The organism is Rahnella sp. P4_A8, from assembly GCF_056402435.1.
Map to the genome: position 1 here is coordinate 30,986 of NZ_JBFUHK010000035.1, position 13,373 is coordinate 44,358.

The 13,373-nt window shown below is 52.7% G+C and carries 16 protein-coding genes; 7 read left to right on the forward strand and 9 right to left on the reverse strand.

All coding sequences use genetic code 11. From position 1 onward, the window contains the following. Nucleotides 1-24: 24 nt before the first annotated feature. From ruvB to aspS, 6 genes are all read right to left on the reverse strand, one after another. Nucleotides 25-1,032, reverse strand: a complete 1,008-nt coding sequence (gene ruvB, locus AC1DUO_RS16550; protein WP_037034899.1) for a Holliday junction branch migration DNA helicase RuvB — start codon at nt 1,030-1,032, stop codon at nt 25-27. 8 nt (nt 1,033-1,040) lie between these two features. Further along, on the reverse strand, nt 1,041-1,655 hold the full coding sequence (ruvA, locus tag AC1DUO_RS16555) for a Holliday junction branch migration protein RuvA (RefSeq protein WP_013575037.1): 615 nt from the start codon (nt 1,653-1,655) through the stop codon (nt 1,041-1,043). A gap of 87 nt (nt 1,656-1,742) precedes the next feature. Next, nucleotides 1,743-2,264, reverse strand: a complete 522-nt coding sequence (gene ruvC / locus AC1DUO_RS16560; protein ID WP_013575036.1) for a crossover junction endodeoxyribonuclease RuvC — start codon at nt 2,262-2,264, stop codon at nt 1,743-1,745. 108 nt (nt 2,265-2,372) lie between these two features. Continuing rightward, entirely contained in the window at nt 2,373-3,116 is a 744-nt protein-coding gene (locus AC1DUO_RS16565; RefSeq protein ID WP_013575035.1) for a YebC/PmpR family DNA-binding transcriptional regulator, read from the reverse strand. 25 nt (nt 3,117-3,141) lie between these two features. Then, on the reverse strand, nt 3,142-3,588 hold the full coding sequence (gene nudB / locus AC1DUO_RS16570; protein WP_013575034.1) for a dihydroneopterin triphosphate diphosphatase: 447 nt from the start codon (nt 3,586-3,588) through the stop codon (nt 3,142-3,144). Next, a complete protein-coding gene (gene aspS, locus AC1DUO_RS16575) occupies nt 3,588-5,384 on the reverse strand; it encodes an aspartate--tRNA ligase (RefSeq protein ID WP_477988015.1) in 1,797 nt (598 codons plus the stop codon). The genes nudB and aspS overlap by 1 nt, the downstream gene beginning before the upstream one ends. Nucleotides 5,385-5,719: 335 nt before the next feature. Between aspS and AC1DUO_RS16580 the strand changes: the two genes are divergently transcribed. From AC1DUO_RS16580 to AC1DUO_RS16605, 6 genes are all read left to right on the forward strand, one after another. Continuing rightward, nucleotides 5,720-6,295 carry a hydrolase gene (locus tag AC1DUO_RS16580; RefSeq protein WP_112198650.1) on the forward strand — a complete coding sequence of 192 codons (576 nt, stop codon included), beginning with the start codon at nt 5,720-5,722 and terminating at the stop codon, nt 6,293-6,295. Nucleotides 6,296-6,378: 83 nt separating this feature from the next. Then, complete coding sequence (locus tag AC1DUO_RS16585; RefSeq protein WP_223509479.1) at nt 6,379-7,197, forward strand: DUF72 domain-containing protein; 819 nt, start codon at nt 6,379-6,381, stop codon at nt 7,195-7,197. A gap of 111 nt (nt 7,198-7,308) precedes the next feature. After that, a complete protein-coding gene (locus tag AC1DUO_RS16590; RefSeq protein ID WP_013575030.1) occupies nt 7,309-7,704 on the forward strand; it encodes an MAPEG family protein in 396 nt (131 codons plus the stop codon). Between the two features lie 136 nt (nt 7,705-7,840). Next, nucleotides 7,841-8,584, forward strand: coding sequence for a carboxy-S-adenosyl-L-methionine synthase CmoA (cmoA, locus tag AC1DUO_RS16595; RefSeq protein WP_013575029.1), 744 nt, complete (start codon nt 7,841-7,843; stop codon nt 8,582-8,584). Further along, on the forward strand, nt 8,581-9,552 hold the full coding sequence (gene cmoB, locus AC1DUO_RS16600) for a tRNA 5-methoxyuridine(34)/uridine 5-oxyacetic acid(34) synthase CmoB (RefSeq protein ID WP_013575028.1): 972 nt from the start codon (nt 8,581-8,583) through the stop codon (nt 9,550-9,552). Before cmoA ends, cmoB begins: the two co-directional genes overlap by 4 nt. A 171-nt stretch (nt 9,553-9,723) precedes the next feature. Continuing rightward, a complete protein-coding gene (locus AC1DUO_RS16605) occupies nt 9,724-9,927 on the forward strand; it encodes a hypothetical protein (protein WP_013575027.1) in 204 nt (67 codons plus the stop codon). A gap of 309 nt (nt 9,928-10,236) precedes the next feature. On the opposite strand, the gene AC1DUO_RS16610 is transcribed toward AC1DUO_RS16605, so the two are convergent. Further along, nucleotides 10,237-10,740, reverse strand: a complete 504-nt coding sequence (locus AC1DUO_RS16610; RefSeq protein WP_013575025.1) for a lysozyme inhibitor LprI family protein — start codon at nt 10,738-10,740, stop codon at nt 10,237-10,239. A gap of 168 nt (nt 10,741-10,908) precedes the next feature. Next, nucleotides 10,909-11,667: a copper homeostasis protein CutC gene (gene cutC, locus AC1DUO_RS16615; protein WP_013575024.1), complete on the reverse strand. Its 759-nt coding sequence runs from the start codon at nt 11,665-11,667 to the stop codon at nt 10,909-10,911. Between the two features lie 113 nt (nt 11,668-11,780). Here cutC and AC1DUO_RS16620 point away from each other — a divergent pair, with 113 nt between their 5' ends. Beyond that, nucleotides 11,781-12,929, forward strand: coding sequence for a MalY/PatB family protein (locus AC1DUO_RS16620; protein WP_013575023.1), 1,149 nt, complete (start codon nt 11,781-11,783; stop codon nt 12,927-12,929). Here AC1DUO_RS16620 and AC1DUO_RS16625 read toward each other — a convergent pair. Beyond that, a partial coding sequence (locus AC1DUO_RS16625) for a VOC family protein (protein ID WP_477988027.1) occupies nt 12,926-13,373 on the reverse strand: 448 nt, incomplete at its 5' end. The two genes, AC1DUO_RS16620 and AC1DUO_RS16625, sit on opposite strands and share 4 nt — an antisense overlap.

Genomic DNA, 13,373 nt, shown 5'->3' on the forward strand with positions numbered 1-13,373 from the left:
CGTTTATTATGCTCAGGAGATCTGTTACTCAGATTCTCTGGCAATACCGAAATGCTTATACGCATGATTGGTCGCCATACGCCCGCGCGGTGTGCGCTGAATAAATCCCTGCTGGATCAGGAAGGGTTCGATGACGTCTTCAATCGTCTCGCGCTCTTCGCCAATCGCCGCGGCTAAGTTATCCAGCCCGACCGGCCCGCCGCTGAACTTATCGATAATGGCCAGCAACAGTTTGCGGTCCATGTAATCGAAACCTTCGGCATCAACATCCAGCATATCCAGCGCGCCGTTAGCCACATCACCATTAATGGTACCGTCGCCTTTCACTTCCGCGAAGTCACGCACACGGCGTAATAAGCGGTTAGCGATACGCGGCGTTCCGCGTGAACGGCGGGCTATCTGATGCGCGCCCTCTTCCGACAACTCCAGCCCGAGGCAGGAGGCGCTACGCCCGACGATGTGCTGCAAATCAGCCACCTGATAGAACTCCAGACGCTGTACGATACCGAAACGGTCACGTAACGGTGACGTCAGGGAACCGGCGCGGGTCGTCGCACCAATCAGGGTAAACGGCGGTAAATCGAGTTTGATGGAGCGTGCCGCAGGACCTTCACCAATCATGATATCCAGCTGATAGTCTTCCATCGCCGGATAGAGAATTTCTTCGACGACCGGTGAGAGACGGTGGATTTCATCAATAAAAAGCACATCATGCGGCTCGAGGTTGGTCAGCATCGCGGCCAGATCACCGGCTTTTTCCAGCACCGGCCCCGACGTGGTACGTAAATTCACGCCCATCTCGTTCGCCACGATGTTGGCCAGCGTGGTTTTACCCAGTCCCGGCGGTCCGAAAATCAACAGGTGATCGAGCGCATCTTTGCGTTGCTTAGCCGCCTGAATAAAGATTTCCATTTGCGAACGCACATGCGGCTGTCCAACGTATTCGCTGAGCAACTTCGGGCGGATCGCACGGTCAATGACCTCTTCTTCACTGAAAACTTCGGAAGAAATCAGGCGGTCAGCTTCAATCATCGTTTACCTCACAGCGCTGCGCGCAGCGCTTCTCTAATCAACGTTTCAGATTCTGCGCCCGGTTTGGCCACCTTGCTGATCATGCGGCTGGCTTCCGGTGGTTTATATCCGAGGGATATCAGCGCTGCAACGGCTTCGCCTTCGGCGTCAGATTCTTTAGCTTTCGACGCCGATGCAGGTAGCGTGATATCAGTATGATTGTTAAATAGATCACCGTTTAATCCTTTAAACCGGTCTTTCATTTCGACGACCAGGCGTTCTGCGGTTTTCTTACCGACGCCAGGTAACTTAATTAATGCGGTGATTTCTTCCTTTTCTACCGCACTGACAAACTGCTGCGCCGACATGCCTGACAGAATCGCCAGCGCCAGCTTCGGCCCAACGCCGTTGACTTTAATCAGCTCGCGAAACAGCGCGCGCTCTTGTTTATCGTTAAATCCGTAGAGCAACTGGGCATCTTCACGGACGATAAATTGCGTGAAGATGATAGCTTCCTGACCCAGTTCCGGCAATTCATAAAAACAGGTCATCGGCATATGCACTTCATAGCCCACGCCGTTGGTTTCAAGCAGCACCAAAGGGGGCTGTTTTTCCAGAATAATGCCTCGTAGTCTGCCTATCACGTTCATTTTCCTTATCAGGTCAAAAGCAGCGATGTTTATATCATAAAAAAGGCTGGATGGATATCCAGCCTAATGGACTTGCGGCGTCTATCGCATCCGTCCGCGCGCCATCTGTAATTTGTCACTGCTGAGCCGGATAGCATTCTGACTCATATGACAATGCGTTATGGCAATTGCCAGCGCATCGGCGGCATCGGCCTGCGGGTTAGCCGGTAATTTCAGGATTGACCGCACCATATGCTGAACCTGCGCTTTTTCTGCCGCACCGGTACCGACCACGGTCTGTTTGACCTGCCTCGCCGCATACTCAAACACCGGCAGATCCTGATTGACAGCAGCGACAATTGCCGCACCGCGTGCCTGCCCGAGCTTTAACGCGGAGTCGGCGTTCTTCGCCATAAACACGGATTCGATGGCAAAAAAATCAGGCTGAAATTGCGTAATGATTTCCGACACACCGGCGTAAATCAGTTTCAGACGTCCCGGCATATCGTCCACCACGGTGCGGATACAGCCGCTGCCGAGATAGCTGAGCTGACGCCCTGTCTGGCGGATAATGCCATAGCCGGTAATACGCGAACCGGGGTCGATCCCCAGAATAATAGCCATAGCCAGTCAACGCCTTGTGTTGTCGTTTTTTTGGAAAGTTGGGGAGAGTATAAACTGCTGAGGGACAACAGGATAGCCAGCCGGTGGTAGCCACCGGCGGCACTGAGATTACAGGGTTTCTGCGATCTCGTCGGAGATTTCACCGTTGTGGTAAACCTCCTGCACATCGTCACAATCTTCCAGCATGTCGATCAGGCGCAACAGTTTAGGTGCAGTTTCTGCATCCATGTCGGCTTTGGTCGATGGGATCATCGTGACTTCAGCGGAATCGGCTTTGTAACCGGCGGCTTCCAGCGCGTCTTTCACTTCGCCCAGATTTTCCCAGGCAGTAAAGACATCAATAGCGCCATCATCGTAAGAAATGATGTCTTCAGCACCCGCTTCCAGCGCGGCTTCCATCAGCACATCTTCGTCCAGGCCAGGAGCGAAAGTGATCACGCCTTTTTTGGAGAACAGATAAGCCACGGAACCGTCGGTACCCAGATTGCCACCGGTTTTGGTGAAGGCATGACGCACTTCTGCCACGGTACGGTTGCGGTTATCACTCAGACATTCAACCATGATGGCTGAACCGCCAGGACCGTAACCTTCATAAATGATGGTTTCCATGTTGGTGTCTTCGTCACCGCCCACGCCACGTGCGATAGCCCGGTTGAGGGTATCGCGGGTCATGTTGTTGGACAGCGCTTTATCGATAGCCGCACGCAGACGTGGGTTTGAACCCGCATCGCCGCCACCCAGACGCGCAGCGGTAACCAGCTCACGAATGATTTTGGTAAAAATTTTGCCGCGTTTAGAATCTTGCGCCGCTTTGCGGTGCTTGGTATTGGCCCACTTACTGTGACCTGCCATAAATATCTCCAAAAAGTCTAAAGTCTTAACAGACCGAATAGTTTACAAATTCTTCAATCGCCTGCTGGTTGCTCGGGGAGACTGTCAGCGCTGCCGCTGCCAGTTTATCGAGCCACCGGTACGCATGATGTTCGGTGAGAACCACATCACGCTCGTCGGGTAACGCCAGACAGAACCAATGTTCTTTATTGCGGGTCACACCGGGAGCATAGCGATGGCGCAAATGCGCAAATATTTCAAAGTCCTCGCAGCGATGGCAGTCCTGCAGAGTCAGGTTTTCACCTGCAATGTCGATACCGACCTCTTCCATGACTTCACGCTGCGTGGTTTGATTTGGGGATTCCCCGTCTTCCAGACTGCCGGTCACCGACTGCCAGAAATTCGGGTCATCCTTTCGTTGAAGCATCAGCACCCTGCCGGTGTTTCTGGCGTAGATGACGCACAGTATCGACTCAGGACGCTTATAGCTCATTAGTTATTCTCTGTATTTGTGTCTGGTGTCACTTCTTTTTTCGCCACAACCGCAATGCCCAGTTCCAGCAGCGACGCAGGGTTGGCAAAACTTGGCGCTTCGGTCATCAGACACGCCGCAGCGGTAGTTTTAGGGAAGGCGATCWCGTCACGGATGTTATCCGTGCCGGTCAGCAACATCACCAGACGATCGAGACCAAATGCCAGACCGGCGTGCGGAGGCGTACCGTATTTCAGGGCGTCGAGCAGGAAGCCGAATTTCTCGCGCTGTTCGTGCTCGTTAATACCCAGAATGCTGAACACGGTCTGCTGCATTTCGCTGCGGTGAATACGCACAGAACCGCCGCCCACTTCGTAGCCGTTGATCACCATGTCGTAGGCGTTAGCGATAGCAGAAACCGGGTTCGCTGCCAGTTCTTCTGCGCTCATGTCTTTTGGTGCAGTGAACGGGTGGTGCATAGCGCTCAGGCCGCCTTCGTCAGTGTCTTCAAACATCGGGAAGTCGATCACCCACAGCGGAGCCCACATGTCTTCTTTAGTGATTTTCAGGTCACGGCCGACTTTAAGGCGCAGTGCGCCAATCGCGTCAGTCACAATCTTCGCGCTGGCTGCGCCGAAGAAAATCATGTCGCCATCCTGTGCACCAGTGCGTGCGATCAGGGCAGCCAGCAGTTCTTCATTCAGGAATTTAGCCACCGGGCTCTGGATACCTTCCAGGCCTTTCGCCACTTCATTCACTTTGATATAAGCCAGGCCTTTCGCACCGTAGATTTCGATAAATTTGGCGTATTCGTCAATTTGTTTACGGCTCAGGGAGGCACCGCCCGGAACGCGCAATGCAGCCACGCGGCCTTTCGGATCGTTGGCCGGATCAGCAAACACTTTGAACTCGATGTTTTTCATCAGGTCCGCAACATCCACCATTTCCATCGGGTTGCGCAGGTCCGGTTTATCAGAACCGTAGCGACGCATGGCCTCTGCGAAGGTCATGATCGGGAAGTCGCCCAGATCCACGCCTTTCACTTCCTGCCACAGTTCGCGGGCCAGTTTCTCCATCACTTCGCGCACTTGTTCGGCGCTCATGAAAGAGGTTTCCACATCGATCTGGGTGAATTCAGGCTGACGGTCAGCACGTAAATCTTCGTCACGGAAGCATTTTACGATCTGATAATAACGATCAAAACCAGACATCATCAGCAGTTGTTTGAACAGCTGAGGAGACTGCGGCAAGGCGTAGAACTTACCTTTGTGCACACGGCTTGGCACCAGATAGTCACGCGCGCCTTCCGGTGTAGCTTTGGTCAGCATCGGAGTTTCGATGTCGAGGAAGTCATGGCTGTCCATGAAACGGCGTACGAAGCTGGTGATTTTTGCACGCGCTTTCAGGCGGTTAGCCATTTCAGGGCGACGCAAATCCAGATAGCGGTATTTCAGACGCGCTTCTTCAGTGTTGACGTGGTTGGAGTCCAGCGGCAGCGATTCTGAACGGTTGATAATGTTCAGATTACTGGCGAACACTTCCACTTCACCGGTCGCCATGTCTTTATTGAACTGGCTTTCCGGGCGTGCGCGCACGGTGCCGGTTAACTGGATGCAGAACTCGTTACGCAGTTCAGACGCCAGCTTGTAGGCTTCTGCCTGATCGGGGTCGAAGAAAACCTGAACGATGCCTTCGCGGTCACGCATATCGATGAAAATCAAACCACCCAAATCGCGGCGACGGTTAACCCAGCCACACAATGTTACTTCCTGGCCCACATTGGACGCATTCAGTTTTCCACAATATACAGTACGCATAACGGTATCCTTTTGATCCCACTACCCGGCCTCATGGCTCACAGGCACAGAAACGGTTATTGACTCTGGTCGCCCGCCGCAAAACTCAGCAGCGCACGGAATGGGTTTTATTCAGGTCGAAAAAAGGCGGCTATTATAAAGGAATTTCCGGCGAAGGATAAGTGCGAACACGTCAACGCTGGCGCGGAAATTCACTCGTGTTGCTGGCTACACATAATTTAACAAAATTATATCTTTTTGCTCCCCGCGCTAGCATAGACTCACGCAATCCCCTTTGTACACGCACTAAATGATTCCTTTCTCTCATTACCCATTTTGAAAACCGGGAGCTAAACATGAAACTTGATCCAAAAAACACCGCGCTGGTACTGATTGACTTACAGAAAGGAATTTTACCGTTCGCAGGCGGCCCGCACACCGCACAGCAGGTGCTGGATAATGCCACTGAACTGGCAACCCGTTTCCGTAAACTGGGTGCGCCGGTCGTCATGGTGCGCGTGGGCTGGTCTGACTCTTTTGACGAAGCGCTGAAACAACCGGTTGATGTCCCTGCGGCTGCGCCGGAAGGCGGTTTACCGGCAAGCTGGTGGGAATTCCCGGAACAACTGGGCGTAACCGACAGCGATCTGCTGGTGATCAAACGTCAGTGGGGCGCGTTTTACGGCACCGATCTGGATTTACAACTGCGCCGCCGCGGCATTAAAAGCATCGTGCTTGCCGGTATTTCCACCAACATCGGCGTGGAATCTACGGCCCGTAATGCCTGGGAACATGGCTATGAACTGGTGATCGCAGAAGATGCGTGCAGCGCACACAACAATGACCATCATCAGTCCAGCATGCAGTTTATTTTCCCGCGTATCAGCCGTGTCCGTTCCACTGCCGAAGTGCTTGCCGCGTTGCCAGAGTAACGTTACCCTGATTTTCATGCCTGAACGCCGCCCGCTGAGGCGGCGTTTTATTTGGGATTTGGCCCGGAAAAGGGAGCATCGATATGTATATTGGTTTACCGCAATGGCATCACAGCGCCTGGACACAGGTGGGTTTGCGTGATCTGGCCGATTACGCGCGGTACTTCAATTGCGTCGAAGGCAATACCACGTTTTACGCCCTGCCCAAACAGGAAGTGGTGATGCGCTGGCGTGATATGACGCCTGAGTCTTTCCGTTTTTGTTTTAAATTTCCTTCCATCATCAGCCATAAAGCCGCACTGGCGAATTGTCAGGAAGACGTCGATATGTTTTACCGCACGCTCGAACCGCTCGGTGAACGCATCGGCCAGCTCTGGCTGCAACTTCCTGCCGCATTTGCGCCCGTACATCTTGATCGCCTGTGGCAATTTCTTGATGCCCTGCCCGCCGGTTTCGATTACGGCGTTGAAGTGCGCCATGCGGATTTCTTCAATAAAGGTGAGGAAGAACGGGCGCTGAATCAGGGATTACATCTGCGCGGCATTAATCGTGCGATCCTTGACAGTCGCCCGGTTCACAGCTCAACCTCCACCACCGAAGCGGTGCTCGAAGCCAAACGCAAAAAACCGATACTGCCGCTGCACGCGCTGGCGACATCCTCCCGCCCGATTGTCCGCTTTATCGGCGGCGACAGTCTTGAGGCAAACCGTCCACTTTTCGGCCAGTGGATTGCAAAACTCAGCGACTGGCAATCACAGGGATTGTCACCGTATCTGTTTATTCATACGCCCGATTGTTCCGACGCGCCCCAGCAGGCACGCTACCTGTGGCAGGATCTGCGTCAGCACATTCCTTCGGTCCAGCCCGCGCCGGACTGGCCGGAGCAGGATGCGTTGTTCTAAGAATATTCAGGTTTTTCTGACGACAGTTTTATGCCTTCCCGTTATCATGGCTACGCAGCGGAAAATCAGTGCTGTTCCGCCGGGATACAGGGAATAACCAAGGAAGTCATCATGATTAGCGCGTTATATGTCGTGCTTGCCGCCATACTTTTGATCAAACTCTCTTTCGATGTTGTCCGTCTGCGGATGCAATACCGTATCGCCACCGGCGACGGCGGATCCTACGAATTACAAACCGCCATACGTGTACACGGCAACGCTGTAGAATATCTGCCGATTGGCTGTTTATTATTGTTGTATATGGAAATGAACGGCGCGGCGATATGGACTGTACACGCCTGCGGCCTGTTACTGATCCTCGGCCGGTTATTCCATTATTACGGGCTGAAAAACCGCGAATTTGCCTGGCGCCGTAATGGCATGGCTGCCACCTATATTTCTCTGGTGCTGATGGTCGTGATCAATATTATCTATCTGCCGTGGTCGCAATTCCTCAACTTTGACTGAGCACGGAACATTTGCCAGACAGATTTGATGCCCTTTTGAAACAACTCCCAGGCGCGCAGGTATCTGCCTGCGCCAGTATCTGCTAAAATCTGCCCTCAACTTTTTACCCACATTCTTTTTGGCCTGACTCACCGCTATGGCAAACCACGATACGCTGTTTTCTGCACCTATAGATAAGCTTGGCGACTGGACGTTCGATGAACGCGTCGCGGAAGTTTTCCCTGACATGATCCAACGCTCTGTTCCGGGCTATTCCAACATTATTTCGATGATTGGCATGCTCGCCGAGCGCTTCGTTCAGCCCGACTCCAACGTCTATGATCTGGGCTGTTCGCTGGGTGCTGCCACGCTGTCGATGCGTCGTAACATTAAGGTGCCGGGCTGCGAAATTATTGCTGTCGATAACTCTCCCGCCATGGTGGAACGCTGCCGTCGTCACATTGATGCTTTCCGCGCGGATACACCGGTCAGCGTGATCGAATCCGATATTCTCGATATCGAGCTGAAAAATGCCTCGATGGTAGTGCTCAACTTTACCCTGCAATTCCTCGAACCGGCTGACCGCCAGCGTTTGCTGAATCAGGTGTATCAGGGCATGCGTCCGGGCGCGGCGCTGGTGCTGTCAGAAAAATTCAGCTTCGAAGACAAAGACGTCGGCGAACTGTTGTTCAATATGCATCACGACTTCAAACGTGCGAACGGCTACAGCGAGCTGGAAATCAGCCAGAAACGCAGCATGCTCGAAAACGTTATGCTGACCGATTCCGTCGAAACGCATAAAGCCCGCCTGCATCAGGCCGGTTTCCAGCACACGGAAGTCTGGTTCCAGTGTTTTAACTTCGGCTCACTGATTGCGCTGAAAGCCGGAGAAGCACAATGATTGATTTCGGTGATTTTTATCGCGTTATCGCCAAAGGGCCGTTAAGTCCGTGGCTCAATACTTTGCCTTCGCAACTGACCGCGTGGCAGAAAGAATCTCTGCACGGCAAATTCAAACTGTGGTTTAACTCAGTGGATCGTTTGCCGCTGTTGCAGCCGGAACGTCTGGATTTGTTGCACAGCGTCAGCGCCAATATGGAAGTCCCTTTGCCTGCCGGTCAGCGCGAAGGGATTGAAAACCTGCTGCGTAATATGATGCCATGGCGCAAAGGACCATTCTCGCTGTACGACGTTGAAATCAATACTGAATGGCGCTCTGACTGGAAATGGGATCGCGTTTTGCCGCACATTTCTTCCCTTGCTGGCCGCACGATTTTAGATGTCGGCTGCGGCAGCGGTTATCACATGTGGCGCATGATTGGTGCAGGCGCACATCTGGCGGTGGGTATCGATCCGATGCAGTTGTTCCTGTGTCAGTTCGAGGCCGTGCGTAAATTACTGGGGGGCGATCAGCGCGCACATTTGCTGCCGCTGGGCATCGAACAATTACCCGAGCTGAACGCTTTCGACACCGTTTTTTCTATGGGCGTGCTGTATCACCGCCGTTCGCCATTAGATCATCTTCTGCAACTGAAAAATCAGCTGGTCAGCGAAGGGGAACTGGTGCTCGAAACGTTGGTTGTCGAAGGTAACAGCGAGCAGGTCCTGGTGCCGGGTGACCGTTACGCGCAGATGGGGAATATTTATTTCATCCCTTCTGCTGAAGCCCTGAAAAACTGGCTGATCAAATGCGGCTTTGTGGATGTGCGTATTGCGGATGTCAGCGTCACGACACTTGAAGAACAGCGCCGTACCGACTGGATGACCAGCGAATCACTGGCTGAATTCCTCGACCCGAATGATCCGACCAAAACTATCGAAGGTTATCCGGCTCCTCGCCGCGCCTTGCTCATCGCCCGCAAACCATAACGACCTTCCTCCTCCGCCAGACATCTTCCTGTCTGGCGGAAGTCATTGCTCACACTTTATCCTCACTTTCAGTCACGTCACTCTGTACATCACGCTGTAAAAAGGTCTAACCTTTCAGAAGGCTATCGGTTTGTTATGACGGAGATCGTCGTTCGCATTACGGGAGGAAGTATGAAGTTCCCTAAAGGCAGCATCGTTAAACACAGATCTGGCGATATCAAAGGTACCGTGATGAATACTTTTGAATCAGAGCACGACATCGTGTCGTATTACGTTTCCTGGGAAGATGGCAGCAGCAGTCTGCACAAGGAAAACGAATTGCACTGGGCAAATATTGACGTCGCTATCAGAATAAAAAATTTTTACGAGAAGTAATTGTTTCCGCGTCAGCCACAGCCCTTTGTAAAGCTCCACGTTTTGACGCTATATCATTGGATTGATTCATAGCATTTCGTGTATAAATTCGGCCAACCAATTTATCCGTACGCAAGTATTTCTTGGAGAAATTAATGCGCAGAAGAATTCGATTCCTCATGGATCGGGCTGTTATTGTTCTAGGCCTTTTCGTGATGTGCCTGGTGGTGAAAGCAGGAATGTTCGGTGTGGCGCTGCTGACCTGGGGCTGAGTGTTGCCCGTCATAAAAAGCGCCGCCCGGGGCGCTTTTTCAGGCCAAGAAAACCGGATTAATGGTCATCTTTAAATTTTGGTTCGGGTAATACCGCTGGCGTTGAATCCTGATATTGCAGCCAGTTGCTCCAGATATCTTTAACACGCAACTCGATGAGTTCCATTTTCCGCGACAGCGACATCACGCCTCTGATCGTCCCGCCCTGATAGTCAGTGTACGTCGCAAAAGTGGCTTTCTCTTCAAACGCATCCCACGCCTGAGTTTCCTCATCAAACGCTTTCAGCACAGCTGCTGCGTCAGGATCCGGGTTCGGACCTGTAGCCGTTTGCTCAATACGTTTTCTGGCCGCCACAAGGTACGTCTGTTTCACCCAATTCAGCTTGTCGATTTTTTCCGCATAACAATCGTTCATATCCAGCGTCGTTTGCTGAGGGTTGCCTGCACAGTCAATGGCAAATGTCTCAGCACCATTATCCAGAACACTGCTGGGTTGTTTATCAGCGGCAAATAATGAGTGCGTAAATCCCAACAGCGCGAGAGTAATCACTAACTTTTTCATGTCCCTGTCCGGCGGTAACAATTTGATGAGCAGACAGATTATCCGAATCAATTACGCAACGACAGCAGAATCAGGAGCACAAAAAAAGCCCCGCCAACATGACGGGGCCTGGTACTTGCGCAGGGCGACGCAATAAGGGTCGTGTGACCCGGTTAAATCTTTGAGTTATTACGCCGTGCGGGATATTTCATCGTCAAACTGCAATGTGCTTTTCATTGCGGCAACAATATCGCCATCCACGCAATAACGACTGAATTCATCAAAGTCAGTATCAGAACTCATAGTGACACCGGCTTTCCGGTAGCGCATGGCGGATTTCACCTGACGCCCTGCTGAACTGTGTAACTCCGTCAGCCCGATATCCACAAACTTCTGCAAATTCGTCAGACGCACACCCGCGCCAGCCATAATAATTGGACCACGCGTCAGCTGATTGAGTTCCCGAAGCATCGGTAAACCGACTTCAGCATTTTGTTGTTGCCCGGAGGTCAGAATGCGCGCCACCCCTAACTGAGTCAACTGTTCCAGTGCAATCTTCGGGTTAAGGCACATGTCGAATGCGCGATGGAATGTTACGGCCATATCGCCGCACAGCGCCATCACCTCCCACATTCTCGCCATATCAATATGCCCTTCCGCATCCAGCATGCCGACCACCAGACCCGGATAGCCGAGATCGCGAATACAAGCGATGTCGCTTTTCAACACCTCAAATTCACTCTGGCTGTAGCAAAAGTCACCCCCCCTTGGACGGACAATCGGATGTACAGGGATGGTCACTTTTTCCCTTGCCAGTTTGAGGGTACCGTAACTCGGCGTAATGCCCCCGTCAGCCTGACTGGCGCACAATTCAACACGATCGGCCCCGGCTTGTTCTGCTGTCAATGCACAGTCCACGCTGTAACAACACACTTCTAATTTAGTCATGTGATCTCTCCTGATTACGGCATTATGCTACAACACTTGTCTGCAGCCGGCCATGTCGCGTAGGCTTTGAGATGAGCATCCCCACCCAATCTGTTTGCTTAGGAAAGCTAACTATGACACTCAATTTTGATTTATGGGTAGACCGCAGTCACAGTGATAGCGTTAAGTGGAATAAATACAATAATCAGGATGTGATACCGCTTTGGGTTGCCGATACCGACTTCACTTCTCCGCCTCAGGTTATCAAAGAGTTGCAGCAACGGGTCGCAGAAGGCGTATTTGGGTATGGTTTCACACCGCCGGAACTCATTGATTTAGTGGTAAAACGTCTGGCGGATCGTTACGAATGGGCTATTAAGCCCGAATGGATCGTCTGGTTACCAGGCCTGGTGTGCGGATTAAACGTCGCCGTCCGCGCCACTGTTGCACCACAAAACTCCAGTCTGATGCCCATGCCCATTTATCCGCCGTTTATGCAGGCGGCTCAGGCTGAAGGGCGTCAGTTTAAATCCATTAATGTAACTGAGCAGCAACAGCGCTGGGTGGCCGATTTTTCCACGGCCGACAATCTACTGGATGGCAGCGAAAAGCTGCTGATGCTCTGCAACCCGTATAACCCCGGTGGCACGGTGTATCGTCGCGAGGAATTACTCGAACAGCAGGCCTTCGCGCAACGTCACGATCTTGTGGTGTGTTCGGATGAAATCCACTGTGACCTGATCCTCGAACCGGGCCTGAAACACATCCCGTTCGCCTCACTCAATGCCGATGCCGAACAGCGTTCGATCACGCTGATGTCGCCGTCCAAAACCTTCAACCTTGCCGGTCTGGGCGCGTCGATGGCGATTATTCCTGACCCGGAACTACGCCGGAAATTCCTTGAGGCCAGTCACGGCATTGTGCCGCACGTCAATATTTTGGCGTATGTCGCCGCGACCGCCGCTTATCGCGATGGCGAGGAATGGCTTAACGCACAGCTCGAATACCTGCGAGGTAACCGCGAACGGGTGACAGCCAGAATCAACGCTATGCCAGGATTGCGCATGCTGGCGCCGGAAGGCACATACCTTGGCTGGATTGATGCCAGCGCACTGCCGGTGCAGGACCCTTACCATTTCTTTGTGGACGCCGGGGTCGGTTTCTCAGGTGGCGCTGATTTTGGCGCACCGGCTTATGTGCGTATCAATCTGGGTTGCCAGCGCGCGTTACTGGAAAAAGCGCTGGATCGCATGGAAGCGGCGTTACTGACGCTGCAACGTTAACCGTCTTCCCTTTCGCTGGCGACAATCGCCCGCAGGCTGTGCGGGTGAAATTTGATGGTCACAGAGCCGTCAGTGATCGCCAGCGTCGGGTTAGGCAAACGCTCGTTCTCCCCTTTCGGCGCACTTTGTTTCAGCTTAATACCGGGCGTCATTAGCGCTTCATCAGCAATCAGCGCCAGCGCCCGTGTATATAATTCGTCTTCAGCACCGGGCAGGACAATCTCAATATGTTCCCAGCCTTCGTGCGGGTAACGTTTATCGCCGGGATATGGTAACTCGACCAGATCAATACTCAGCGGCCCGACCTGCAAAGGTTTGTTGAGCGAAAACAGACAAATTGGCCGGCCGTTAATCAGGGTCTCATTCAACAGGCTGCCGCACTTTTCCAGGCCGGTTTTCCAGCGATCCGCCGTCGTGTTCTGATGACAACGCACTGAAATATGA

Bases quoted from the DNA above. Each gene is read 5' to 3' on its own strand.
- cmoB (WP_013575028.1), top strand. From the start codon at position 8,581: ATGATTGATTTCGGTGATTTTTATCGCGTTATCGCCAAAGGGCCGTTA.
- ruvB (WP_037034899.1), bottom strand. From the start codon at position 1,032: ATGATTGAAGCTGACCGCCTGATTTCTTCCGAAGTTTTCAGTGAAGAA.
- AC1DUO_RS16565 (WP_013575035.1), bottom strand. From the start codon at position 3,116: ATGGCAGGTCACAGTAAGTGGGCCAATACCAAGCACCGCAAAGCGGCG.
- cmoA (WP_013575029.1), top strand. From the start codon at position 7,841: ATGGCAAACCACGATACGCTGTTTTCTGCACCTATAGATAAGCTTGGC.
- nudB (WP_013575034.1), bottom strand. From the start codon at position 3,588: ATGAGCTATAAGCGTCCTGAGTCGATACTGTGCGTCATCTACGCCAGA.
- AC1DUO_RS16590 (WP_013575030.1), top strand. From the start codon at position 7,309: ATGATTAGCGCGTTATATGTCGTGCTTGCCGCCATACTTTTGATCAAA.
- AC1DUO_RS16610 (WP_013575025.1), bottom strand. From the start codon at position 10,740: ATGAAAAAGTTAGTGATTACTCTCGCGCTGTTGGGATTTACGCACTCA.
- ruvC (WP_013575036.1), bottom strand. From the start codon at position 2,264: ATGGCTATTATTCTGGGGATCGACCCCGGTTCGCGTATTACCGGCTAT.
- AC1DUO_RS16580 (WP_112198650.1), top strand. From the start codon at position 5,720: ATGAAACTTGATCCAAAAAACACCGCGCTGGTACTGATTGACTTACAG.
- AC1DUO_RS16620 (WP_013575023.1), top strand. From the start codon at position 11,781: ATGACACTCAATTTTGATTTATGGGTAGACCGCAGTCACAGTGATAGC.
- AC1DUO_RS16605 (WP_013575027.1), top strand. From the start codon at position 9,724: ATGAAGTTCCCTAAAGGCAGCATCGTTAAACACAGATCTGGCGATATC.
- AC1DUO_RS16585 (WP_223509479.1), top strand. From the start codon at position 6,379: ATGTATATTGGTTTACCGCAATGGCATCACAGCGCCTGGACACAGGTG.
- cutC (WP_013575024.1), bottom strand. From the start codon at position 11,667: ATGACTAAATTAGAAGTGTGTTGTTACAGCGTGGACTGTGCATTGACA.